General features: G+C 57.3%; 23 protein-coding genes and 1 pseudogene. 18 read left to right on the top strand and 6 right to left on the bottom strand.

Annotated features, from left to right (window positions below; all coding sequences use genetic code 11):
- The first annotated feature begins 5 nt into the window (after window positions 1-5).
- From pufM to dxs, 3 genes are all read left to right on the top strand, one after another.
- Window positions 6-992, top strand: a complete 987-nt coding sequence (gene pufM, locus H7848_RS09720; protein WP_208350646.1) for a photosynthetic reaction center subunit M — start codon at window positions 6-8, stop codon at window positions 990-992.
- Between the two features lie 2 nt (window positions 993-994).
- A complete protein-coding gene (gene pufC, locus H7848_RS09725) occupies window positions 995-2,101 on the top strand; it encodes a photosynthetic reaction center cytochrome PufC (RefSeq protein ID WP_208350649.1) in 1,107 nt (368 codons plus the stop codon).
- A gap of 257 nt (window positions 2,102-2,358) precedes the next feature.
- Complete coding sequence (dxs, locus tag H7848_RS09730) at window positions 2,359-4,266, top strand: 1-deoxy-D-xylulose-5-phosphate synthase (RefSeq protein WP_208350650.1); 1,908 nt, start codon at window positions 2,359-2,361, stop codon at window positions 4,264-4,266.
- 159 nt (window positions 4,267-4,425) lie between these two features.
- On the opposite strand, the gene H7848_RS09735 is transcribed toward dxs, so the two are convergent.
- Window positions 4,426-6,138: a mucoidy inhibitor MuiA family protein gene (locus tag H7848_RS09735; protein ID WP_208350651.1), complete on the bottom strand. Its 1,713-nt coding sequence runs from the start codon at window positions 6,136-6,138 to the stop codon at window positions 4,426-4,428.
- 515 nt (window positions 6,139-6,653) lie between these two features.
- On the opposite strand from H7848_RS09735, the pseudogene H7848_RS09740 reads away from it, so the two are divergent.
- Window positions 6,654-6,875, top strand: a pseudogene (locus H7848_RS09740) (integrase core domain-containing protein); the annotation flags it as partial.
- Here H7848_RS09740 and H7848_RS09745 read toward each other — a convergent pair.
- From H7848_RS09745 to H7848_RS09765, 5 genes are all read right to left on the bottom strand, one after another.
- Window positions 6,866-7,009, bottom strand: a complete 144-nt coding sequence (locus tag H7848_RS09745; protein WP_208350653.1) for a hypothetical protein — start codon at window positions 7,007-7,009, stop codon at window positions 6,866-6,868. The pseudogene H7848_RS09740 and the gene H7848_RS09745 sit on opposite strands and share 10 nt — an antisense overlap.
- A gap of 268 nt (window positions 7,010-7,277) precedes the next feature.
- Window positions 7,278-7,556: a DUF6525 family protein gene (locus H7848_RS09750; RefSeq protein ID WP_208350654.1), complete on the bottom strand. Its 279-nt coding sequence runs from the start codon at window positions 7,554-7,556 to the stop codon at window positions 7,278-7,280.
- Window positions 7,556-8,194, bottom strand: a complete 639-nt coding sequence (locus H7848_RS09755; RefSeq protein WP_208350656.1) for a DUF1826 domain-containing protein — start codon at window positions 8,192-8,194, stop codon at window positions 7,556-7,558. Before H7848_RS09755 ends, H7848_RS09750 begins: the two co-directional genes overlap by 1 nt.
- Window positions 8,184-9,359, bottom strand: a complete 1,176-nt coding sequence (locus H7848_RS09760) for a YncE family protein (RefSeq protein ID WP_208350657.1) — start codon at window positions 9,357-9,359, stop codon at window positions 8,184-8,186. Before H7848_RS09760 ends, H7848_RS09755 begins: the two co-directional genes overlap by 11 nt.
- Window positions 9,360-9,369: 10 nt before the next feature.
- Window positions 9,370-10,578 carry a GTP-binding protein gene (locus H7848_RS09765; protein WP_208350658.1) on the bottom strand — a complete coding sequence of 403 codons (1,209 nt, stop codon included), beginning with the start codon at window positions 10,576-10,578 and terminating at the stop codon, window positions 9,370-9,372.
- Between the two features lie 263 nt (window positions 10,579-10,841).
- On the opposite strand from H7848_RS09765, the gene H7848_RS09770 reads away from it, so the two are divergent.
- The 14 genes from H7848_RS09770 (at window position 10,842) to H7848_RS09835 (ending at window position 23,822) form a co-directional block, all read left to right on the top strand.
- Window positions 10,842-12,137, top strand: coding sequence for a hypothetical protein (locus H7848_RS09770; protein ID WP_208350659.1), 1,296 nt, complete (start codon window positions 10,842-10,844; stop codon window positions 12,135-12,137).
- Window positions 12,138-12,303: 166 nt separating this feature from the next.
- The gene (locus tag H7848_RS09775) at window positions 12,304-13,413 is read left to right on the top strand and encodes a serine hydrolase domain-containing protein (protein WP_208350660.1); all 1,110 of its coding nucleotides are present in this window, start codon (window positions 12,304-12,306) and stop codon (window positions 13,411-13,413) included.
- A 123-nt stretch (window positions 13,414-13,536) separates the two neighbouring features.
- Window positions 13,537-14,181: an endonuclease III gene (nth, locus tag H7848_RS09780; RefSeq protein ID WP_208350661.1), complete on the top strand. Its 645-nt coding sequence runs from the start codon at window positions 13,537-13,539 to the stop codon at window positions 14,179-14,181.
- Complete coding sequence (locus H7848_RS09785) at window positions 14,178-15,179, top strand: adenosine kinase (protein ID WP_208350663.1); 1,002 nt, start codon at window positions 14,178-14,180, stop codon at window positions 15,177-15,179. The genes nth and H7848_RS09785 overlap by 4 nt, the downstream gene beginning before the upstream one ends.
- Window positions 15,180-15,235: 56 nt before the next feature.
- Window positions 15,236-16,099, top strand: coding sequence for a branched-chain amino acid aminotransferase (locus H7848_RS09790; protein WP_208350665.1), 864 nt, complete (start codon window positions 15,236-15,238; stop codon window positions 16,097-16,099).
- Between the two features lie 69 nt (window positions 16,100-16,168).
- On the top strand, window positions 16,169-16,624 hold the full coding sequence (locus H7848_RS09795; RefSeq protein WP_208350667.1) for a universal stress protein: 456 nt from the start codon (window positions 16,169-16,171) through the stop codon (window positions 16,622-16,624).
- A 108-nt stretch (window positions 16,625-16,732) separates the two neighbouring features.
- The gene (locus H7848_RS09800) at window positions 16,733-17,296 is read left to right on the top strand and encodes a NifU family protein (RefSeq protein ID WP_208350668.1); all 564 of its coding nucleotides are present in this window, start codon (window positions 16,733-16,735) and stop codon (window positions 17,294-17,296) included.
- Window positions 17,286-17,732, top strand: a complete 447-nt coding sequence (locus H7848_RS09805; RefSeq protein WP_237072679.1) for a GFA family protein — start codon at window positions 17,286-17,288, stop codon at window positions 17,730-17,732. The genes H7848_RS09800 and H7848_RS09805 overlap by 11 nt, the downstream gene beginning before the upstream one ends.
- Window positions 17,733-17,740: 8 nt before the next feature.
- Window positions 17,741-18,403 carry a tRNA (adenosine(37)-N6)-threonylcarbamoyltransferase complex dimerization subunit type 1 TsaB gene (tsaB, locus tag H7848_RS09810; protein WP_208350670.1) on the top strand — a complete coding sequence of 221 codons (663 nt, stop codon included), beginning with the start codon at window positions 17,741-17,743 and terminating at the stop codon, window positions 18,401-18,403.
- Window positions 18,400-18,813 carry a GNAT family N-acetyltransferase gene (locus tag H7848_RS09815; RefSeq protein ID WP_336512081.1) on the top strand — a complete coding sequence of 138 codons (414 nt, stop codon included), beginning with the start codon at window positions 18,400-18,402 and terminating at the stop codon, window positions 18,811-18,813. The genes tsaB and H7848_RS09815 overlap by 4 nt, the downstream gene beginning before the upstream one ends.
- Window positions 18,814-18,999: 186 nt before the next feature.
- On the top strand, window positions 19,000-19,989 hold the full coding sequence (locus tag H7848_RS09820; protein WP_208350671.1) for a BMP family lipoprotein: 990 nt from the start codon (window positions 19,000-19,002) through the stop codon (window positions 19,987-19,989).
- 6 nt (window positions 19,990-19,995) lie between these two features.
- Complete coding sequence (locus tag H7848_RS09825) at window positions 19,996-21,558, top strand: ABC transporter ATP-binding protein (protein ID WP_208350672.1); 1,563 nt, start codon at window positions 19,996-19,998, stop codon at window positions 21,556-21,558.
- Window positions 21,558-22,688, top strand: a complete 1,131-nt coding sequence (locus H7848_RS09830) for an ABC transporter permease (RefSeq protein WP_208350673.1) — start codon at window positions 21,558-21,560, stop codon at window positions 22,686-22,688. The genes H7848_RS09825 and H7848_RS09830 overlap by 1 nt, the downstream gene beginning before the upstream one ends.
- A 3-nt stretch (window positions 22,689-22,691) precedes the next feature.
- Entirely contained in the window at window positions 22,692-23,822 is a 1,131-nt protein-coding gene (locus H7848_RS09835) for an ABC transporter permease (RefSeq protein ID WP_208350674.1), read from the top strand.
- Window positions 23,823-24,020 lie beyond the last annotated feature (198 nt).

Consider the following 24,020-nt stretch of genomic DNA (forward strand, 5'->3'; position numbering starts at 1 on the left):
TCGCTATGCCTGAGTATCAGAATATCTTCACACAAGTTCAGGTCCAGGGCGCACCCGAATGGGGCATGGACAACGAAAACAACATGATGGAAGAACGCATCGGGCGCCCCGGTTTTTCCAAACTGATCGGCTGGATCGGGAACGCACAGCTTGGGCCCATCTATCTGGGCTATATGGGCGTGATTTCCCTGGCCACCGGATTGTTATGGTTCAATATCGTGGGTTTCAACATGCTGGCGCAGGTCGGCTGGTCGATCCCTGAGTTTATCCGGCAGCTGTTCTGGCTGGCACTTGAACCGCCCAGCCCGGAATATGGTCTAAGCATGCCGCCGCTGAACGATGGCGGCTGGTACATCATCAGCAGCTTCTTTCTGCTGGTGTCCGTCATGAGCTGGTGGTTGCGCACCTATCTGCTGGCCGTTCAGCACAAGATGGGCAAGCACATCGCCTGGGCGTTCCTGGCGGCGATCTGGCTGTTTCTGGTGCTGGGTCTGTTCCGCCCGGTCCTGATGGGATCCTGGAGCGAGGCGGTGCCTTATGGCATCTTCCCGCATCTGGATTGGACGACGGCCTTCAGCATCCGCTACGGCAATCTGTACTATAACCCGTTCCATTGCCTGTCGATCGTGTTCCTTTATGGATCGGTTCTGCTGTTTGCGATGCACGGCGGCACGATCCTGGCGGTCAGCCGGTTTGGCGGCGATCGTGAGCTGGAACAGATCTATGATCGCGGCACGGCCAGTGAACGCGCCGCACTGTTCTGGCGCTGGACCATGGGGTTCAACGCCACGATGGAGGGCATTCACAGGTGGGCCTGGTGGTTTGCCGTGCTGACGCCCATCACCGGCGGCATCGGCATCCTTCTGACGGGGACTGTTGTGGACAACTGGTTCATCTGGGCGCAGGAACATAACTTTGCCCCGATGTACGACGGCGCCTATGGGTATGAGGCCTATGGCACCTACGAAGGCTTTATCGGACAGGAGGAATAGTCATGCTGCCCAAGTGGTTTGACGAATGGAACAAGAAGAACCCTGTCGATATCTACCGCCCGGCGATCCTGCTTGGGACACTGGGCGGGGTGGTCTTTGCGGTGGCGCTGGTGGTGACATGGGGCCAGCCCTTTGCCACCGACAGTATGCAGACCGGGCCGCGCGGCACGGGCATGTCGGTGCCGGAATTCGAAACCGATCTGGCCCAGGCCGATCCGACCATCGTCGATTACTATACCGAGGCCGTCTTCGTGCCCGAGGGTGGTGAACCGTTGGCCGGCGATGTCTATGAAAACGTGCAGGTGCTGGGCGGCCTGACCGAAGATAACTTCAACCGCCTGATGAATGCGATCACCCAGTGGGTCAGTCCGGAAGAGGGCTGCGCCTATTGCCACGGCGATCTGGCGCTTGAAGACTATGGCCAGGATAATCTTTACACCAAGGTTGTCGCCCGCAACATGATCCAGATGACCCAGGCGATCAATGAAAACTGGGACGCCCATGTGAACGCGAACAAACAGGTGGGCGTGAACTGTTACACCTGCCACCGGGGTCAGAATGTGCCCTCGGACATCTGGTTTCAACTGGGGCCTGTGAATGAAAGCGTTGAAGGCTGGGCCGCGATCCAGAACCGGGTCACGGTGCTTAGCCAGTCGACATCCCTGCCATCCGATGCCCTGGAAAGATACCTGCTGAATTATGATCAGATTGCAGTACATGATCTGGAAAGCCGGGTCGATACGCAGCCGGGCGATCCGACGATCCAGGATACCGAGCGCACCTATAGCCTGATGAACTATTTCAGCAACTCCCTGGGTGTGAACTGTGTCTTCTGCCACAACAGCCGGGCGTTTTACGATGGCGGGCAGAATACACCGCAGTGGGCCACGGCCTCGCTTGGGATCATCATGGTGCAGGAAATCAACAACGACTGGCTGGTGCCGCTGCAGGATGTCTATCCTGAACACCGCCTTGGTCCTGTCTTTGCCGATGCGCCCAAGGCCGCCTGCCGTACCTGCCACAAGGGCTATCAGCAGCCCCTGCAGGGCACAAATATGATTGCCGACTGGCCAGAGCTCGCGACGACTGGCGCGCCGGTTTATGAATAGTCGGGGTTTACATACCCCGATAGCCGGTTCGGGCCTGCCACGGCAGGTCTGATCCTCGGGGCCTCCACACCCCGGTTCCCTTCCTGTTGGCTACAGGAAACTGGCGTCGCAAGGGGCTTTCCCTTTGCGACGCTTTTTCTAGAGCGTGCTGCGTTCATTTGCATTCACGCACCTCGCTCTAACTTTTTGACGTCGCATGTTTTATGCGCAAAACCGGTACCCACTTTTGCGCAACATGCTCTAAAAGGACAACCGCCATGACCAACACACCGACCCTTGACCGCGTGGCCAGCCCCAAAGACATGAAGGGGCTTAGCGATATCGAACTGGGATTGCTGTGCCGGGACCTGAGGGCCGAGGTCATATCGGCCGTGTCGGAAACCGGCGGGCATCTTGGGTCGTCGCTTGGGGTGGTTGAGCTGACGGTGGCGATCCATGCGGTGTTCAACACGCCCTTTGACAAGCTGATCTGGGATGTGGGGCACCAGTGCTATCCGCATAAAATCCTGACAGGTCGTCGCGACCGCATCCGCTCCTTGCGGCAGGAACGGGGCCTGAGCGGTTTTACCAAACGGGCCGAGTCTGAATATGACCCGTTTGGTGCCGCGCATAGCTCAACCTCAATCAGTGCAGCGCTTGGGTTCGCGGTGGGCCGTGATCTGGGACAGCCAACGGGGGATGCAATTGCGGTTATCGGCGACGGTGCGATCAGTGCCGGCATGGCTTATGAGGCGCTTAATAATGCAGGTGCCGAAGGCCGGCGGCTGTTTGTGATCCTGAATGATAACGAGATGAGCATCGCGCCCCCGGTGGGCGCCATGTCCAGCTATCTGTCCGGGCTTTACGCCAACACGCCGCTTGGGCTGTTCAAAGACATGACGGACGAGATTGAGGCACATCTGCCCGGACCGATCCGCGAAGGCGCCAAGCGCGCCCGGCAGCTGGTCACAGGTGTACCCGGCAGTGGGACGTTGTTCGAAGAACTGGGCTTTTCCTATATCGGACCCATCGATGGGCATGATCTAAGTCAACTGCTGCCGACGCTGCGCGCTGCCCGCGCCCGCAGCAACGGTCCGGTGCTGATCCACTGCTGCACGGTCAAGGGCAAGGGGTATGCCCCGGCTGAAACATCATCCGACAAGTACCATGGTGTGGCGAAATTCGATGTGGCCTCGGGCACGCAGAAAAAGTCCAAACCCAACGCACCGAGTTATACGAAGGTTTTTGGCCAGGCGCTGACGGATGAGGCGACCCGCGACGACAAGATTGTCGCTGTCACGGCGGCGATGCCCTCGGGCACGGGCGTGAACATCATGCAAGAGCGTTTTCCGAACCGTGTCTTCGACGTGGGCATTGCGGAACAGCACGCGGTGACTTTTGCGGCGGGTATGGCGGCCTCGGGCCTGAAACCCTTCTGCGCGATCTATTCGACCTTCCTGCAGCGGGGATATGATCAGGTCGTCCATGATGTGGCCTTGCAGCGCCTGCCGGTGCGCTTTGCTATTGACCGGGCTGGTCTGGTAGGGGCCGATGGCGCGACACATGCGGGCGCGTTTGATGTGGCCTATCTGAGCAATTTGCCCGGTTTTGTTGTCATGGCCGCTGCGGATGAGGCCGAGCTGATGCATATGGTTGCTACGGCCGCCGATTATGATGATGGCCCGATTGCCTTTCGTTATCCACGCGGCGAAGGGATTGGGGCGGAGATGCCTGACCGTGGGGTGTCGCTGACGATCGGACGTGGCCGGATCGTAAAAGAGGGCGACGATGTTGCTCTGTTGTCTTTCGGTGCGCATCTGTCCGAGTGTCTGATCGCGGCGGAAGAGGTGGAGGCGCAGGGGGTCAGTTGCACCGTTGCTGATGCACGTTTCGCCAAGCCGCTGGACGCGGCGATGATCCATCAACTGGCCCGCCATCACAAAGCGCTGATTACGGTCGAACAGGGCGCGAAAGGTGGCTTTGGCGCGATGGTGCTGCACGATCTGGCCAATCACGGGGCTTTTGACCGGGGGGTGTCGGTGCGGACGATGACACTGCCGGACCGGTTCATTGATCAGGCCAGTCCGGTGGCGATGTATGCCGATGCCGGGCTGACGGCGATTGATATCGCCGCTATGGCGATGCAGGCGGCGGGTGTCATGAAGACGGTGATCAATATCGGGTAGCTGTTATCTGGCGGAGGCGCGCTGTCGCGCGCCACACCTTTTGTTTTGCATCATCTTCGATGATGCGTGCCTTCGGCGAGAGTGTGAGGGTCGAAAAAGAAATCGTCCAGTGGACGATTTCAGACACGAACGGGCAGAGCCCAAGAAACAATAATGACCTTATTGAAAGGTCTCGTTTGTTGTGATGTCGAAGCCACCAGGCCACTGGATTTCATAGTTGAACGCAATCTTGCGCGTTTGACCTGGGGTCAGCTCAAATGTCCAGGATTGCACGCCGCGTTTGCCATCGACGTCGGTTTCTGATGGGCGAGGGTTGGCGTTGATCGTGACTTCGAGGTCTTCGTTTTCCGAGTAGGGCGCGCGGTCAAAGATCGTTACCGGCAGTGCGTATGGCAACAGGCTTTCGGCGGTGATCTCGAGTCGTTCATTCAGGCGGTTGGTTGTGCCGATGATACCGAAGTCGCCCTGTTCCTTTTCCAGTACGCGGCGTTCGATCTTAAGGCCATCCAGCGTACCGAAGGGCAGTGTGGTGTCTGCCCCTGCGGCCACCAGCGATATCTGAAAATCACCTACGAAGGTGCCATCGCGGAAGAGCGACGCGGTGCCCGGTAGGATGGGGCCCGCGAAGTCATTTGTGTAGGCTGCATAAAGATAGGCATTTGTATCGTAAACCGGCGTGCTGCGCGCCAGAAGCCCGACATTTGAAGTGCGTTTGTCAATACTGATTTGCCGCACCGTGCTGTCACCAGCGATGTCGATGCGACCAGGGATCTGGTAGGATACTGTTTGACCTTCGATCTGGATCACCGAGTTGATGGGTTTGGCAAACATTTGTATTTCTTGATCTTCCATCAGCATTTCGGCCTGGGCGCGGCTGATCCCTTTATCGGTCTCCATACTAATCTGGGGCGTGCGATTGCTTTTGACTGTGCCAACGTTATACATGCTGGCCTGTATCGCGCGAATGTCCGGCATTCCAACACGGTTTGACGGGCGCGCGGTGGATAGGGTCAGGGCAATGTCATCCCAATCTTCGTCGGTCTGTTGATAGACGCGGACGTGGCGTTCAATCTCTAGCGTCGATGTTTCGCCTTGGGTCAGGCGCAGGTCATAGACCGGTTCCCATCCCGCCCAAGGCACGCGGTATTCCAGAGACAAAGTTCCGGTCACTGCGGTATCTGCGGTGATGTCGATGGTCGCTATGGATCGTGGCGGTGCGGGGAGTTGCGCTGCTTGCAGGCTTTGGCTCAGCTTGTTCAGTTCGTCCTGCAGCGCGGTCATCGCGCGGTTGTTTGCGTCGATGTCCTGTGCGGCCCTGTTCCGTTCGGTCAGAGCCACCTGGGTTTGCTGTGCCAGAACATCGATCGCCTGGGCCCAGGTTTCAAGCCCGGTGCCCTGATGTTCAAGCGTATCGACCATATCCTGTGGTTCGCGTGTCATCAGTTGTTCGATGAAGCGAAGGCGTGTGTCGGCGACGGTGATCTGCGCCTCGAATCCTTTTCGTTCAAATTGCAGCTCGCGCATCTGTGCCTCGGCCTGTTCGATCTGAGCCTCAATTTCTTGCCGCTGTGGGGACGTGCCATCGTCGGTGGGCGGCAGACGGTCGACCCGGTGGTCGACGGACAAAATGGTGAAAGCAGCATCGCCCGCGCCAGAAACACGCAGGCTTGAGGCATCGAAATTCAGGGGCAGATCGTCGATGATGATGGTGTGGCTGCCTGTGTCAGAGGAAAACTCAGCCGTTCGCACCACCGTTGCGCCGGATGGATAAAGTGTGGCAGCCGTTACATCGCTGCTGCTCAGGATATCGTCGGCCAAAGCAGGCGCTGCCATGGCAAGGGCTGAAACGGAAAGTGTAAGAAAATGGCGCATGTCGGTGTCCCTTTGTTTATTTCTTGATTTTATGACGCGTGTGGCGCGCTGTTTCTTGGAAATGGCATGAATTTTGGATTTCCGTGACTTTTCCTGCCTACTATCACGGCTGCAGATTGAGCACTATCCAGATTTCCACCCATTTCTTGGAGTTTAGTAGCGGCCAATCCTTCTGCGCAACACTTAAGTAAGCCCGTCCATTAGGACGATGGGGGTCGTCTCTGTAAGTGCCATCAACTAATTCGCTAAGCTGTTCCGGATTCATCGCCCCACTTAGCGCCCATGCAGTATACCCGGTTATGGGGTCAAAAGAACATGCGGTTTACGACGCTGTACTGTACCGTCTCAAAGCAAATGACAGCTGGCCCGGCAAATCTGAACAGGTGAGTTAGGTGGATTTTCTGCTCCTGATCCGGCAGCGTGGCGGTACGAAGGGGCGAAAATGACGAGACGACCGCGATAGAACCACAGCCCTGCTTTCAAGGCAAAAGTCGCATTGGCGGCTTTCGACGCCGCTGGCCGAGGCCAAGATCCGCATCAGCATGCATGGCAAGGGCGTGTGTCGGGGCAATGTCTTTGTCGAGCGGCTCTGGCGCACGATCAAATACGGGGAAGTCTATCTGCGCGCCTATGGCAGCGTCGCGGCCGCCTGCGAAAGCCCGGCCCGGTACCTGACATTTTACAACGCGAGGCGGCCACATTCATCGCGGGACGGGCAGACGCGCGATCAGGCATAACTCAACCCGTCGTCACCAATCTCGGTGGCGACATAACCGAGCGGGAAATCCACTTTCGAAACGGCTTCAAGCTCTTCAGACAAATCGAGCCGCTTCTCAAAATCCACCATTGTTTGAGAACGCAAATAATTCATCTACAGTACTGGCCAGCACTTATCCCTTTCGAATGCAAATGCTTAAGTTTGTGTTCCGCAATAGAGTTTTCGAATAAATCGAGCATTATTATCTCTTGTAAGTTTATAAAATTAAATAAAAAACAACTAAAAGTATGAAATATATATTTTCAAAAACAAACCCAATTTCTATTTTGATACTTTAGCGGTATAACACGCAGGGCATCAAAAATGACGTCATGCCCCTCGCACTGGCAGCAGATGTGTGCGAAGCACTAAATACAATTTACTATTTAATCTTACCCGAAGGATGGCTGTTTCCCCAGATTTTCAAGGCATCCTTGGCGACAAGGCGGGTTTCGATCCTGTCCAGTTCCCGCAGTGCGCTGGTTTTATCCCGTGTGCGTGCAAGCGCTTTGTCGAAAGTGCGTTGCACGGACCCTGGTCGCCAAGGCAAAATTGCGGTGGCCAGCCAAAGGCGCAGTTCCTCGGGCAGGCGGTCGAATTCGCGCATCGGGTCTTTGTCCCGCCGTTTCATCTTTAGGCCGGTCGCAAGATTTCGGGTCATCAGATTTCGTCTTCCGGGTCGTCCACCGGGTCCAGGACCATGACCGATCGCGTTTCGCCCGTGCCCTCAATCGGGGGCGAGCGGTGCAGAAGACCGGACTTGGGCTGTGTCGGCCACAGCGTGCCACGCAGCACGATGGGCACGCCGGTCGGCACAGTGGATATGCGGGTGGGATCATCGCCATTGGTCGAAATTCCGTATTGCGTCCCGGTGCCGCGATAGGTGCAGACAAGTCGGGCGGTGACGGCATCGATGTGGAACCTGCGACAGGCATTCGTTGTGACGACATCGAACCGCAGGCGCAGCCATTTTGCGCCCATCAGACCCGCGAAAACATCGGCGAGCGTCGCGACATCATCAATAAGCTGCGTGCGCTGGGTGCCATCCGGGGTGCCAGACATTTCACAAATGTCCAAGGCCACATTCCGCACCGCATCGGGGCGCACGATCACGCGGGCTTTGGGCAGTTGATCGGGGGGCAGCGCGTACATCCAGTCCAGCAGGTCGGGTGACATCTGCCGCTGCCAAAGGGCGGCTGCGCAATCGGCCCCGTGGATCGCGGACAGGTTTTCAGCCCTGTCCACAGTGCTGACACCCGCTACGGCATCGCGGACAAGCTCGGCCGTGTTAGTGGTCATGATCAGCCTCCGCCGCCAGCAGGATAAGTGACCGGGGTTGGCCGCCCACATCAAGTTGAACGACGGGGTCCAGCGTTTGGGCGTCCAGCAGCACGACGCGGCCCGCGGCCGGATCACTGACCGCCACCTGATCCATGGCGACATCCATCATGGGGCGCACAACGCCGCGGTCCATCGAGTAAGCCTCGGTCACGCCAGCAGCCTCGGCCAGGATGCGCCCGGTCAGCGCCGAAAACCGTATCATCCGCCCATCGGCCAGCATCGCAAAGCCGACCTGGCCGCTGTCATCCAGCGCAAATGACATGCGGGGTGCGGGAAGCTGGGTAAAGCTGAAATCCCCGGTTTCAGAGGATGGGTCAAAGATCACAATATGCTCGGCCCCGAAATTGCCGATCAGCGCCAGCGTGTTTGCCGGGCTAAGCAGTGTGCGGACCATCCCGCCATCCGGCGCATCATCGGGATAGGGCAGAAACCGGCTGGTGGGCGGTGTGGCGTTCGTATCAAAGATCGCCACGCCATCTTCGCAGCCAAAGGCGATAAAGCTGCCAGCCTTGCCTTCGCCATGCAGGTTCAGACAATCGATGCGCGACAGTTCCGTTCCGTTCATATCGACCACGGCCAATGCGTCGGGCAGGCCCTCACCCATGGGCGCGACTGTCACAATCGTCAGGTCGCCGACCGGCACCGCGACGCCATGATGCGGCCCGCCGGTATCCAGCGTTGCCAGTGGCGTCAGATCACCCGAGCCTGCGGGCCCGTGAAGTGTGGCCGCGCCAGTGCCGTCCCAAAAGACAGCCACGCGGTCGCTACCCATGTTGAAATGCACCGGCGTGTCACCCGTCGCAACGGGCGACAGCACCGCGGGTGTTTCCAGGATCAGGGCGGAATGATCGCCGTGGTCTTCCTCAATCAGCCCAGTGTCAATCACCTGCACCTGTCCGGCACTGCGCTGCAGGGCCCAGGCGTGGCGTCCGTCGGGCCCCATGTAAACCCGTGCGGGCGAGGCCAGATCGAAGGTGCGCGTCATGCCTTCGCCCGCGGTATCGATCACCGTGATGCGCGGGGCTTCGTTATCGGCGACGATCAGGCGGTATTTGGCATCCGGATCAGCGAATGCCGGGGCGGCCAGACAGAGCGCGGCCACGGTCGTCAGTATTTGTTTCATGGTCTGATCCTTACGCTGCGGCCTGGCGGCGCCAGATGGGGAAGGGATCGGGCAGATCGGGCAGGGCGTCGGGTCCGGGCGCCAGATGTTCGGGCAACAGGCATTCGTCCAGTCGGGCCTTTAGCGCGGGCCAGTCGATGCCCGCCCCGATAAAGACGATTTCCTGCCGTCGGTCGCCCCAGGGGTCCTGCCAATGGGCGGCCATATAGGCGCGCGCGCTTTCATGTTCCGGCCAGCGATCTTTGGGGACCGAGGCCCACCATGTGCCAAGCGGCTGGATGCTGGACAAGGCGCCCGCCAGTGAAAATTCAGCCACCCATTCCGGGCGCGTCGCGATCCAGAAGTGCCCCTTGGCCCGGATCACGCCGGGCAGTTCGCCGTTCAAAACGCTGAGTATCTTTTCAGGCTCAAACGGTCGCCGCGCACGGTAGACATAGCTGGCGACACCGTATTCTTCGGTTTCGGGCACGTGGTCGGCAAACCCGTACAGTTCTTTCGCCCACATCGGATGTTCATGCGCCTTTTCGAAATCGAAAAGACCGGTGTCAAGAATGGCCTCTGCCGCCACATCTGAATGATTTGTTTCGATAATTTTCGCATCCGCGTTCAGGCTGCGAATGATCTTGCGGGCGGCATCGGTGTGTTCGGGTCCGGCATCTGCAACCTTGTTCAGGATCACGACATCGGCGAACTCGATCTGATCGGTCAGCAGATGGACCAGCGTGCGTTCGTCTTCCTCGCCCATTGTTTCGCCGCGATCGCGCAGGAAATCGTGGCTGGAATAATCCTTCAGCAGGTTCACCGCATCGACGACGGTGACCATGGTGTCTAGCCGTGACACATCCGACAGGCTGTCGCCGTATTCGTCCCGGAAATCAAAGGTCGCCGCGACGGGCAAGGGCTCCGAGATCCCGGTGGATTCGATCAGCAGATACTCAAACCGGCCCTCGGCCGCCAGACGCCGCACCTCATCCAGCAGGTCATCGCGCAGGGTGCAGCAAATGCAGCCGTTCGACATCTCAACCAAAGTTTCATCGGTACGTGACAGTTCTGTATCGGCGCGCACCAGATCGGCGTCGATGTTCACCTCGGACATGTCGTTCACAATCACCGCCACACGCCGCCCTTCGCGGTTGTTCAGAACGCGGTTCAGCAGGGTGGTTTTTCCGGCCCCCAGAAAGCCGGACAGGACAGTAACGGGCAGGCGGCGGTCGGTCATGCGGTGTTCCTTAATCTGATGGCATCCGCAGGCTTTGTATTTTCAGATCCAGCCGTGATGCGTGGTTAAGTTTAAAGGAATCATTATGTTATAGCATAACAATTTACAAGCCAAACTCGAACATCCCAACCCAAGCATAATTATAAAGGTCAAAATTAGATTGAACAATGTTCAAAAAAGTAGGGAAATCCTGACTATCGGTATGCGCAAGAACCCCCGATATTGTCAGATGTGCAAAAATGAAAGCTATCTGAATGGCCTCAATGTTAACAACCTTTGTCAAACCACGTCCGAACGCGACACTGATCCGGTGTCTTGAACCGGTTAACCGATGGTTTAATCTGCGGGGCATTCCGGGGTTGCGTGATATTCCTCTGCTCAATCGTGTTCCAGGGGTGCGGGGCCTGACGAACATGCCAAAGATCGATTTTCCTGCGTCGGATCAGGCCAGGCTGCGCGATGTTGTGAACCCCGAAACGGCGGCTTTTCTGGCCCCTAATCACCCTGAATTCTTTACCGATTGGATGATCGATAAAGAGATCATGGCCAGGCTGAAGGTCAATCCGGGGTGTTGGGCCACGCATACTGTGGTCAACGGCATGGGCAAATACGGGCAGAAATTCTGGCTGGCCAACAACCTGATCGCGCAGATCCCCGGCAAAGGTGGCGCCGCGGCAAAGCAGCATTCCATCGAACTGGCCAAACAGGGCGACGGTGTGCTGTTGCACCCCGAAGGCACGGTGTACTGGGTCGCCGATCAGATCGGCCCGCTGTACCCCGGCGTGGTTGAAATGGCCATGCGCGCCGCAGAAAATCTGGCCGAAAGCGGCGCTGACAGACCCGTTTATATCGCGCCGTTGATTTACAAATATATGTTTCTGAAAGACGAAACGGCGAACCTGCACCGTGCCATGTCTTATGTGGAAAACGCGCTTGATCTGCCGACAGGCCGGGCTGAGCGTGACCCAACCCGTAGACTAAGAACGCTTTATTTGAATCTGACACACCGCGTTGCCGCCCGCCATGACATCGCTCTTCCCGATGCTGATTTCTGGGGCATGCGCGCGGCTTTGCTGACCGAACTGACGGCGCGTCTGAGTACCGCAATCGACGGTGAGACCGCGCTGGACGATGATCCCTATAAAGCCGCTGAAATGTGCCTGAGGCGTTTCAATGCTGCACGGCGCACCAAGGACGACACTCTTTCGAAAGATACGATCCAAATCGCGAAAGATGCGCAAGAGATCCTGGGCCTTCAGCCCTGGATGTACCCCGACAGTGTCATGACCCAGGAACAGGTGGCCGAGCGTATCCAAAAACTGCGTCTTGATTGGCTGAAACGCCGGTTCCGCGACAAGGTCCACGCCTTTATCCCGCAACCCGTCGGCCCCCGCTGCGCCCATATCCGCCTGGTGGACCCACTGCAGATCGATGCGAACGCGGGCAGCCCGGAAATGGGTGACCTTCGCAACATAATGCAAAGCCGCCTGGATGATCTGAACAACGAACTGACCCCGCTGCAGGCTGGTGCAGTGCGACCCAATCCATTCCGGGAATAGGGCTGCAAGCTGCCGTTGATCACCCCTGTCAACAATATCCATACCAAAGATATTATAGACAGGGGTCAGGATCGGCTTCATATTGATGAAGTTTGAAAATTGAACTGAACTTAGGGATATTCGCAGTGACAGATGTACAGAACGCCCCTCGACCAGACCGGCCATTATGCGAAATCTGAAACGCTTTTTAGGTATCTGTCTTGTTCTTGCGATAGCCACGGCTGGCGGTCTTCTTGCCTTCGCCCCACAGGTGCCCATTCTGATGCGCGAAGGCTTTCCGCCCGATGTCTGGACCGATAACGCGCGCTATGCCCACGTCGAAGGAGTCAATACCGAATATGCAATCCGCGTGCCTGAAATGCCCGCAATTGCCCAAACACGCTTTGACGCTGCTGGTGGTCGGGCAATGCTGGTCGATCAGGGTGGGACAGTGATTTACGAAAGCTATGGCCAAGGGTTCGGACCAGAGGATCGGCTGAATTCGTTTTCAATGGTCAAAAGCCTTGTGGGCGCGCTGATTATACGCGCCCTGGCAGATGATCGCATTGCATCGCTTGATGATCCGTTATCGCGCTATCTTGGGCCGGACGCCCCGGATGTTACGATAAACGAAGCCCTGACCATGACCTCGGGGTTGCTATATAATGGCGAGCCGCCGAAATCTGTTGATGACGCCGGCTTTTCGCCTCTGGGTCCTTTGGCGCGGCTGCATGTCTATGGCATTGATGCCGTTCTGCCTGATCTGGCCGTCGATCCCGCGGCCAAGGGTCAATTTGCTTATCAAAGTGTCAATACAGCCCTTTTGGGTGCGGTCCTTGAGGCAACATATGATCAGCCATTGTCGCAGATTCTTTCGGATCTGATATGGAAACCTGCTGGTGCTGCCACCGCGGACTGGCGGGCCTATTCAAAGGCCGAGGGCGTTTCGGCCTATTGCTGCCTTTATGCGCGCGCTGAAGACTGGCTGCGCGTGGGGCGTTATCTTTTGAACAATGGAACGCCTGCTGATCCTTTCCTGCCCGAAGATCTGTGGCGCGACTTGATTTTGCCCCAGCTTGAGGCATCGCAGCGGCGACAGGGGGCTTATGGATGGCATCTGCGGCATGACGTTTTGGATCGTGACGGCGAAAAACTGTCCGGACCATTTGCGTATTTCATGGGCCACGGGGGGCAGATTCTATATCTGCTGCCTGATCATGATATCGTTGTCGTGCGTTTTGGGGCGCGACCGCAGCTGTTGCATTCAACTCTGTACGAAGTGTCGCCGCCGGACTGACCGAGATGGATTTTGGCTTTGTGGTCGTCCGATGGATATCTTGGCGCCTTTCATAAAATGCGGAGCATTAAGGTTTGATCTGCGGGCTTGCCCTGACACGGGCTTCGGGGCATACCGCGTGCGATGGCAAAGCAACTTGATTATCATACGATCCACGAGATTTTCGCGCGTTTTCAAAAGGCTGACCCGGAACCTAAGGGTGAGCTTGAGCATGTGAACGCCTACACTCTCGTCGTTGCTGTGGCCCTGTCCGCCCAGGCCACCGATGTTGGCGTCAACAAAGCCACCCGCGCACTGTTTCAGGTCGCCGACACCCCCCAAAAGATGCTTGATCTGGGGGAAGAGCGGCTGATCGAGCATATCAAAACCATCGGGCTTTATCGGAATAAAGCCAAGAATGTCATGAAGTTAAGCCAGATCCTGGTTGATCAGTATGGCGGTCAGGTCCCTAATTCCCGCGCTGCGTTAGAAGGCTTGCCTGGCGTCGGCCGCAAGACCGCTAACGTCGTCTTGAACATGTGGTGGCACCACCCCGCGCAGGCCGTCGACACCCATATCTTCCGTGTCGGCAACCGCACTGGCATCGCCGCCGGCAAAGATGTCGTCGCCGTCGAACGCGCAATCGAAGACCATATTCCTGTTGATTTTCAACAACATGCCCATCACTGGCTGATCCTGCATGGTCGCTATGTCTGCAAGGCGCGCAAGCCCATGTGCGCCAATTGCCTGATCCGCGATCTGTGTCCTTATGAGGAAAAAACACTATGAAACAGTACCAAGTCGTCGGCATCGGAAACGCGATCGTCGATATTCTGGCCCATGCCTCGGATGATTTTCTGGCCGAGGCCGGTATCGAAAAGGGCATCATGCAACTGATCGATATGGACCGTGCGGTGGATCTTTATTCCAAGATCGGTCCGGCGCGCGAAATCAGTGGCGGCTCGGCGGCCAATACCATTGCGGGGATCGCGCAGTTGGGTGGGCGCACGGCCTATGTGGGCAAGGTGAAAGACGACCAGCTTGGCGCGATTTTCGCCCATGACCTGCGCGCGCAAGGTGCTGATTATGAAACGAAAATGGCGCCCAAGGACGATGCGCAAGAAACCGGACGTAGTATCATTCTGGTGACACCCGACGGCGAACGGTCGATGAACACCTATCTTGGTGTGACCGAACATTTGCAGCCCTCGGATATTATCGATACCCAGATGCAGAACGCCGAATGGATCTATCTGGAAGGCTACCGTTTTGACGGCCCCGAAAGCCACGAGGCCTTTGCCAAAGCGATCAGTGCCTGCAAGGGCGCGGGCGGTAAGGTGTCGTTGACGTTAAGCGATCCGTTTTGCGTGGAACGGCACCGCGATGCCTTTCGGACCATGATCCAGGATAGTGTTGACCTGCTGTTCTGCAACCGCGCCGAATTAATGTCGATGTATCAGATGGATAGCTTTGACGATGCGCTGGCCCAGGCCGCGTCCGAGATCGACATTCTGGCCTGCACCGACAGCGAAAATGGGGCCTATATTCTCAGCCAGGGTCAACGTTGGCATGCGCCTGCTATGCCGATTCAGATTGAGGATGCCACAGGCGCGGGTGATCTGTTTGCTGGTGCGTTTTTGTGGGGTATTACAAACGGTTACGATCTGGAAACCAGCGGTCGCATGGGCTGCATTTCAGCGGCCGAGGTGATCACCCATATTGGCGCCCGAAGCGAGGCTGATTTGAAAGAGCTGTTCCGCAAACAGGGGATTTCATTAACCCAATAGCGCCTCTGGACGCTTCGACGCGCGGTCGCTAGGCTGATCTCAAAGGACGTGATCAAATGGCAACGGGCAGCAATATCTACACCTATTTCGAAGGCCACTGGCATAAAGGCGACGTGCCGATCATGCGGGCTGCGGACCACGGCAGCTGGCTGGGCAGCACGGTTTTTGACGGTGCGCGATACTTCGAAGGCGTCGCGCCTGATCTGTTGGCGCATTGCCAGCGGGTCAATCGTTCGGCCGAAGCTTTGATGATCACACCCACGGTTGCGCCCGAAGATATGGTGCAGATCGTTTGGGACGGTCTGGGAAATTATCCAAAGGGATCGGCGGTTTATATTCGCCCGATGTATTGGGCCCTGGACGGTGGCGATCTGGGCGTGGTGCCAAAACCCGGTGCGACGGGCTTTGCGATCTGCTTGGAAGAAATCCCGATGGCACCGCCCGTTGCTGCGACGACGCTGACCACAACCCGATTTCGCCGCCCGGTTCTGGAAGACAACGTGGTCAACGCCAAGGCGGGCTGTCTTTACCCCAATAACGCCCGCATGCTGGCCGAGGCGCGGGCCAAGGGCTTTGGCAACGCGCTGGTTGCCGATGCGATGGGCAATGTGGCCGAAAGCGCCACCGCAAATGTGTTCATGGTTAAGGATGGTGAGGTCTTTACGCCCATCCCAAACGGCACCTTCCTGTCGGGCATTACCCGCGCACGCCACATGAAAAACTTCGCCGCGGACGGGATCAAAGTGCATGAGGCCGTGCTGACCTTCGACGATTTCAGACAGGCGGACGAGGTATTTTTGTCCGGCAACATGATGAAGGTCACGCCCGTCAAACAATTCGACGACACGCATTATCAGGTTGGCCCCATCACAAAACGGGCGCGCGATCTTTATTGGGATTGGGCGCTTTCCGACACCTGAAGGACGCTGCCGGTGTTGCAAGCCGGTCTTCTGTGCGTCATGATCGGGCGGCTTAGGGGAGGCCACGTGATGCGCAAATTTCTTGTCATTCTTGACGACAGCCGGGAATGCCTGAACGCCATGCGATTTGCCGCCATGCGGGCGGCCAAAACGGGGGGCGGTGTCAAAATCCTGTCGATCATCCCGCCCGAGGAATTTAACCACTGGATTGGCGTAGGCGACATCATGCGGGAAGAGGCGCGCGAACGCATCCATGCCCATTTTGAGGTCTTTGCGAAATGGATGCGGGACCGTCAGGGCGTCGATCCGGAACTGGTCATTCGCGAGGGCGAACCGGTGCCGGAAATCCTGTCTCAGGTCAAAGAGGATGATGAGGTCGGCGTCCTGGTTCTGGGCGCGGGTGTTGGCAACAAGGGACCTGGCCCGCTGGTCACGCAACTGACGCGCAATTCCGGGACGTTGCCAATCCCGATCACGATTGTGCCTGGCGATCTGTCAAAGGAACGGCTTCAGGCGATCACTTAAGCCCGTCCGATTGCGGCTAATATTTCCGTGCATTAGCGTTTTAGAACTGTTCTAAACCTTGACAGACAGCAGGCTTGCGAGCATATCAGATGCAAAGGAGATGCACCCATGTTCATCCAGACAGAATCCACGCCAAACCCCGCCACGCTGAAATTCCTTCCTGGTCAAAGCGTGATGGAGATGGGCACCGCTGATTTTCCCTCGGCCGATACGGCTGACAAATCGCCCCTGGCCAAGCGTTTGTTCGCCGTTCAGGGTGTGACGGGTGTGTTCTTTGGCAATGATTTTGTCACTGTGACCAAGGCGGATACGGTTGAGTGGGATCACATCAAACCGTCCCTTCTGGGCGCGATCATGGAGCATTATCAGTCCGGCGATCCCGTGATCGAAGGGGATCAGGTGCAAAACTCGGGTCATGCCGAACATACCGGTGAAGACAGTGAAATCGTGGGGCAGATCAAGGAACTGCTCGATACCCGCGTGCGCCCCGCTGTGGCGCAGGACGGTGGTGATATCACCTTCCACGGCTTTGATCGCGGCATTGTTTACCTGCACATGCAAGGTGCATGTGCGGGGTGTCCATCATCGACTCTGACATTGAAAATGGGCATCGAAAACCTGCTGCGTCATTACATCCCCGAGGTGGTCGAGGTACGGCCGGTTGCCGTCTGAGGATAACGCAGCGCCCCTGTTAACGGGTCGTTGCTATTGTGGTTTTTTCACACTGAAAGCAGGCGCAGCACCTGATACGGTTGCTTATTGCCATTGCTCTGACTGTCGCAGGCTGACAGGCGCGCCCGTTGGTGCATTTGCGGCTTTCAAGCCGTCAGATATCGATCTCAAGCCAGTTTTGGGTGATGGTGCAACACATAATCCGGGTGTGCGACGCTGGTTTTGCCACAAGTGCGGATCGCCTATTGCGGCGCAGTTTGATTATCTGCCGGACCAGATTTACGTGCCACTGGGCATCATTGACCAAGCCGACGCGCTTGCACCTCAAATACACTGCTACTGGCAAAATCGATTATCTTGGTTGCAACTTGAAGACAGTCTTGAGAAATCAGAACGAAGTGCGCGCACGACCTTAATACAAAGCCTTCGCCCATAAATATAAACATGCAAGCAAAATCGAATATACTTGCCTTTGATACATCCGCCGCGCATTGCGCGGCTGCTTTGCTTTGTGATCAGACGCTTGTTTCTGAACGGTGCGAAGCGATGGCAAAAGGTCAGGCCGAACATTTGATGCCTTTGCTGGAAGAACTCTTGCGCGACGCCAGACTGAACTGGCGGGATCTGGATGCGATTGGTGTTGGTGTCGGGCCTGGGAATTTCACGGGGCTTCGGATCTCAGTTTCTGCCGCACGTGGACTTGCCATGGGGCTGAATATCCCGGCTGTGGGTGTGCCATGTCTTGAGGCGCAAGGGTTTTTGGGTGGTGATGAAACGCCTGTGATTTCGGTCAGTGCGGCACCAAGGGATCAGTATTATGCGGATCTGATACAGGATGGGCAGGGACGGGGGCCGAAGCTTTTGGCGGATAACGCTCTGCCATCCTATCCGACCAGGGCCGAACCCTATGTTCTGGGGCATCGGGCCGAAGAACTTGGGGCGATGCACGGCTTGCAGGTGATCAAGCCGGCATTCCCGCTGGCCGAAGGCATTGCGCGTTTGGCCATGCGTCGCATGCGATCGACCACCGACCGGCCCAAGCCGCTTTATGTTCGCGCCGCCGATGCAGCACCACCGCGTGATCCGGCGCCTGTGATTTTGCCGTGACGCCTGATCAGTTTTCTGAGGTGCACGCGCTTTGTTTTGATACGCCGCGTCCTTGGTCCGCGCGGGAATTTGAGGCGATGCTGAAAAGCCCCGGTGTCCACTTGATCGGCGATCTGGCCTGTTTTCTGGTAGTGCGCGTTTTGGTGGGTGAGGCTGAGGTGCTGACGCTGGCCACACATCCCGATCTTCGCCGTAAGGGGTTGGCTGGTGACCGACTGGACCAGCTTGAAACGCTGGCGCGATCCCAGGATACCGATACCATTTTCCTGGAGGTCGCTGCGACCAACGAACCGGCTTTGACTCTATACCACAACCATGGGTTTTGCGAATCCGGTCGGCGCACCCACTATTATCGCAGCCCCAACGGTGATCGGATTGACGCCATCCTGCTGCATAAGCGATTGACGTAACGCCACTTTCGCCAATCTCACCAGCATTTCAACGCCCCAGCCCGCCGAAAGCGGAAAAAGCGGTTGACCCCCGTCGTGACCTTCGGCCTAAATTGCGCATGATCTTGTTATACTGGGTCTGCTCAAACGATGGGTCTGTTTAACCTGACAGTGACCCGAACAAACATAAGAATCTGGGAGAGTTTCATGAGCCTGATGAAAAATCTGCTTGGCGCGGCAGTGGCGGTAGCGCTGACAGCCGGGGCTGCACTGGCCGAGCCTGCGATCATTTTCGATCTTGGCGGTAAGTTCGATAAATCCTTCAACGAAGCCGCTTTTAACGGTGCGACCCGTTGGGCCGAAGAGACGGGCGAAAGCTTCCGCGAGATTGAGCTGCAATCCGAGGCACAGCGCGAACAGGCCCTGCGCCGTTTTGCCGAAAGCGGATCGAATCCGATTGTTATGACCGGGTTTGCTTTTGGTGACGCCTTGTCGGAAGTCGCGGGCGATTATCCCGAAACGACCTTTGTTATCATCGACATGGTTGTTGATGGGCCTAATGTGCGATCCGTCGTTTTCAACGAACACGAAGGATCGTTTCTGGTCGGCATGATGGCCGCAAAGGCATCTGAAAGCGGAACTGTCGGTTTCATCGGCGGTATGGATATTCCCCTGATCCGCAAGTTCGCCTGTGGCTACGTGCAGGGCGTCATGGCCGCCAATCCAGACGCAAAAGTCATACAGAACATGACCGGCAGCACACCAGCGGCCTGGAATGATCCGGTGAAGGGATCAGAACTGACCAAAGCGCAGATTTCCCAGGGCGCGGATGTTGTCTATGCCGCAGCTGGTGGAACAGGTGTGGGCGTTTTGCAGACCGCTGCCGATGAAGACATTCTTTCAATCGGTGTGGACAGCAACCAGAACCATCTGCATCCCGGTCAAGTGCTGACGTCGATGGTCAAGCGTGTGGATAATGCCGTCTATAACGCGTTCAGCGAAGGTCCGGGTCTGGAAACCGGGCTGCAGGTGATGGGGCTTGGCAATGATGGCGTCGGCTATGCGATGGATGATAACAACGCATCACTGATCAGCGATGACATGGTCGCCGCCGTGGAAGAGGCCAAGGCCCAGATCATCTCAGGCGATTTGACGGTGCATGACTATATGTCGGACAACTCCTGCCCGGCGAACTAAGCGCCGATGCGGGATACAATTACACAGGAACGGCCCGACGCGGCCGTTCCAGCCATTGAGCTACGCGGAATTTCCAAGGCCTTCGGACCCGTTCAGGCCAACAAAGATATTTCACTGCGCGTTATGCCGGGCACGATCCACGGGATTATTGGCGAAAACGGTGCAGGCAAGTCGACTTTGATGTCGATCCTTTATGGTTTTTACAAAGCCGATCAGGGCCAGATCCTGATCAATGGCAAACCCACGCAAATCCCCGATAGCCAGGCTGCCATTGCTGCGGGCATCGGGATGGTGTTTCAGCATTTCAAGCTGGTTGAAAATTTCACCGTTCTGGAAAACGTCGTGCTGGGGGCCGAAGATGGCGGTCTGTTGCGCCCGTCACTGGCCAAGGCGCGCAAGCTGCTGACTGATCTATCCAAAGAGTATGAGTTGAACGTTGACCCCGACGCCCTGATTGAAAACATCGGCGTCGGCATACAGCAGCGCGTCGAAATCCTGAAAGCGCTCTATCGTCGGGCCGATATTCTGATACTGGATGAACCCACCGGTGTTCTGACCCCGGCCGAGGCCGACCATCTGTTCCGTATCCTGAAAGGCCTGAAAGACGAGGGCAAGACGATCATCATGATCACGCACAAACTGCGTGAGATCATGGAGATTACCGACACTGTCAGCGTGATGCGCCGCGGCGAAATGACGGCCACGGTGAAGACATCTGAAACCAGCCCCGAAGAACTGGCCGAACTGATGGTCGGTCGCAAGGTTCTGCTGCACGTTGATAAAAAACCGGCCACGCCCGGTGCCAAAGTGCTTGAGGTCGAAAACCTGCGCGTTGTCGATGAAAAGGGGGTTGAGCGTCTAAGGGGTGTTTCGCTGGACGTATGCGCCGGTGAAATTGTCGGCATTGCCGGTGTGTCCGGCAACGGTCAGTCTGAATTGCTTGAGGTCCTGGGCGGGTATCAGACCGCAACGGGGATGGTCCGGGTAAACGGGCAGGACATTGACCTGACCGGCCGCTTTTCCGATGGTCAGTCGCGCCGCGCCCGCGGCATCGCCCATGTGCCCGAAGATCGTCAGCGCGAAGGTCTGGTGATGGAGTTCACTGCTTGGGAAAACATCGCCTTCGGCTATCATAATGACCCGCGCTACTGCCGTGGGCCGCTGATGGACAACAATGCCCTGCGTGAGGATACCGAAGGCAAGATCGAACGCTTTGATATCCGCCCGGCGAACTGTTGGCAGACGGCCAAAAGCTTTTCCGGCGGTAATCAGCAAAAGATCGTTCTGGCCCGAGAGATGGAGCGTGACCCCGATCTGTTGCTGGTCGGACAGCCCACACGCGGTGTCGATATTGGCGCGATTGAGTTCATTCACAAGCAACTGATCGCGCTGCGTGATCAGGGCAAAGCCATCCTGCTGGTCAGTGTGGAACTGGATGAAATCCTGTCGCTTAGCGATCGGATTATCGTAATGTTTGACGGTCGGATCATGGGCGAACGCTTGCCCGATCAGACCGATGAAAAGGAACTGGGCCTGTTGATGGCCGGCATTCAAGGAAAGGCCGCCTGATGGATGCAATGCCGAAATGGGCCGACGTCATCCTGATCCCATTGATCAGTTTGCTTTTGGCTTTCATCGTATCCGGTCTGATCGTTTTTGCCATTGGCGAAAATCCATGGCGCGCGCTGCAGATCATGATCTCGGGCGCGCTTGGGTCGACTTATGGCTGGGGCTACACGCTTTACTACGCCACGAACTTCATCTTTACGGGCCTTGCGGTGGCTGTCGCGTTTCAGGCGCGGTTGTTCAATATCGGGGGCGAGGGGCAGGCGACACTGGGCGGCCTGGGTGTCGCGATGGTCTGCCTTTATATCCCCTTCCCGCACTGGGCGATGGCGCTGCCCGTCGCCGTTTTGGGCGCGGCTTTGTTCGGCGCACTTTGGGCCACGATCCCGGCCTATCTGCAGGCGCGCCGCGGCAGCCACATCGTGATCACGACGATCATGTTCAACTTTATCGGCGCGGCGTTCCTGAACTATCTGCTGGTCGAGGTGCTGCGCCCGCCAACATCAATGAACCCTGCAACTGCACGGTTTCCAGAAGCGACCAACCTTCCTACATTACATGATGTTCTGGCCGTTTTCGATATTTCGTTTTCACGTGCAGCCCCCGCGAATGTGGCTTTTTTCGTGGCTATTCTGGCCTGCTTTGCGGTTTGGGTTCTGATTTGGCGCACGCGCCTGGGATATCAGATTCGGGCATATGGAAACTCTGAATCGGCAGCGATTTATGCAGGGATCTCTCCTGAAAAGATCATCATGATCGTCATGCTGATCTCGGGCGGACTGGCCGGTATGATGGCCATCAACAACGTCATGGGCGAGGCCGAGCGCCTGATCCAGAACGCGACCGAAGGCGCGGGGTTCATAGGCATCGCCGTCGCCCTGATGGGCCGGTCGCATCCCATCGGCGTCTTTCTGGCAGCACTTCTGTTCGGCTTCCTGTATCAGGGCGGCGCCGAACTGGCCCTGACCACGCGAATTCCGGCCGATCTGATCGTGGTCATTCAGGCCCTGGTCATCCTGTTCACAGGCGCGCTGGACAATATGGTGCGCGCACCGCTCAAGGCGCTGTTTCTCAGCTTTCGGCCGCCCGAAGGTCCGAAGCCCGAGCGTAAAACGACAAGCCCTGCGGAGTAGAAGATGGGTTTTTTCGAGATATTCGACATCAGTCTGCAGGTCTTCGATTCCACCATCCGCCTAGCCACGCCGCTTTTGCTGGCCTGCCTGGCCGGGCTGTTTTCGGAACGCGCGGGCATTTTCGACATTGGGCTGGAAGGCAAGATGCTGATCGCAGCCTTTATGTCGGCCGCTGTGGCCTATGTCAGCGGATCGGCCTGGGTTGGGCTGCTGGCGGGGATTGGCGCATCGATGGCGTTCGCGCTGATCCACGGGCTGGCCTCGATCACCTTTCGCGGCAACCAACTGATTTCCGGCGTGGCGATCAATATGCTGGCGCTTGGGGTTACGGCCCTGATGGCATTGGCCTGGTTTTCGCAGGGCGGACGCACGCCAACACTGCTTGGCGGGGCGCGCTTTCAGAACCTGACGCTGCCTTTCGCCGAAACGCTATCGGGCGTACCGATCCTGGGTCCGATTTATGCCGAATTGATCTCGGGCCATTCGATCCTGGTCTATATCGCGCTGGCGATGGTGCCGCTGACATGGTGGGTGCTGTACCGCACGCGCTTCGGGTTACGTCTGCGGGCCGTCGGGGAAAATCCGGCGGCGGTGGATACGGCTGGTATCTCGGTCGTCTTCCTGCGCTATGCGGCGGTCGCGATCTGCGGGGTGCTGTGCGGGATTGCAGGTACGTACTTGTCCACGGCTATTCAGGCGGGCTTTACCGAAGGAATGACCGCGAACCGCGGTTTCATCGCGCTGGCCGCCCTGATCTTTGCGAAATGGAGACCATGGTACGCGCTGAGCGCCTGTTTACTATTCGGCTTCTTTTTTGCGATCGACAACAGGTTCCAGAACATCACGATGTATTCCTGGCTGGCGATCTTCGCGCTGTTCGCGATTGCCGCGGCCCTGATCTTTGCCGCGCGCAAGTCCCGTTTGGACATGGCGGTTCTGGGTGGGTTTGGCGTGATACTAGCGGGCCTTGGCACGGCGCTTTGGCTGGGTGTTGGCCTGGACGGAACGATTGTGCTGCCTGTGCAGTTGATGCAATCGCTGCCCTATATCCTGACCGTTGTTATTCTGGCCGGGTTTGTGGGCAAGGCCATCCCGCCGCGAGCGGGTGGTGAGCCTTATGTGAAAGAACGGTAGGGCTAGGGGGCTTTGCCCCCTCAGGCCTTTGGCCTTCACCCCCAGAGTACTTACTTCCAAGAAGAAGGGGCTAGAGCGTGATGAAATCGACCTGAATCAAGGGGGATTCACATAGGCTTATTTTGCTGATTCACTGTCGCCGACCACAAGATGGAGGGCGAGCAGTGGGTAAGGCACTTTCGATGGACCTTCGGGAGA

It is taken from the genome of Pseudaestuariivita rosea (assembly GCF_017592335.1).
GTDB lineage: Bacteria > Pseudomonadota > Alphaproteobacteria > Rhodobacterales > Rhodobacteraceae > Parasulfitobacter > Parasulfitobacter rosea.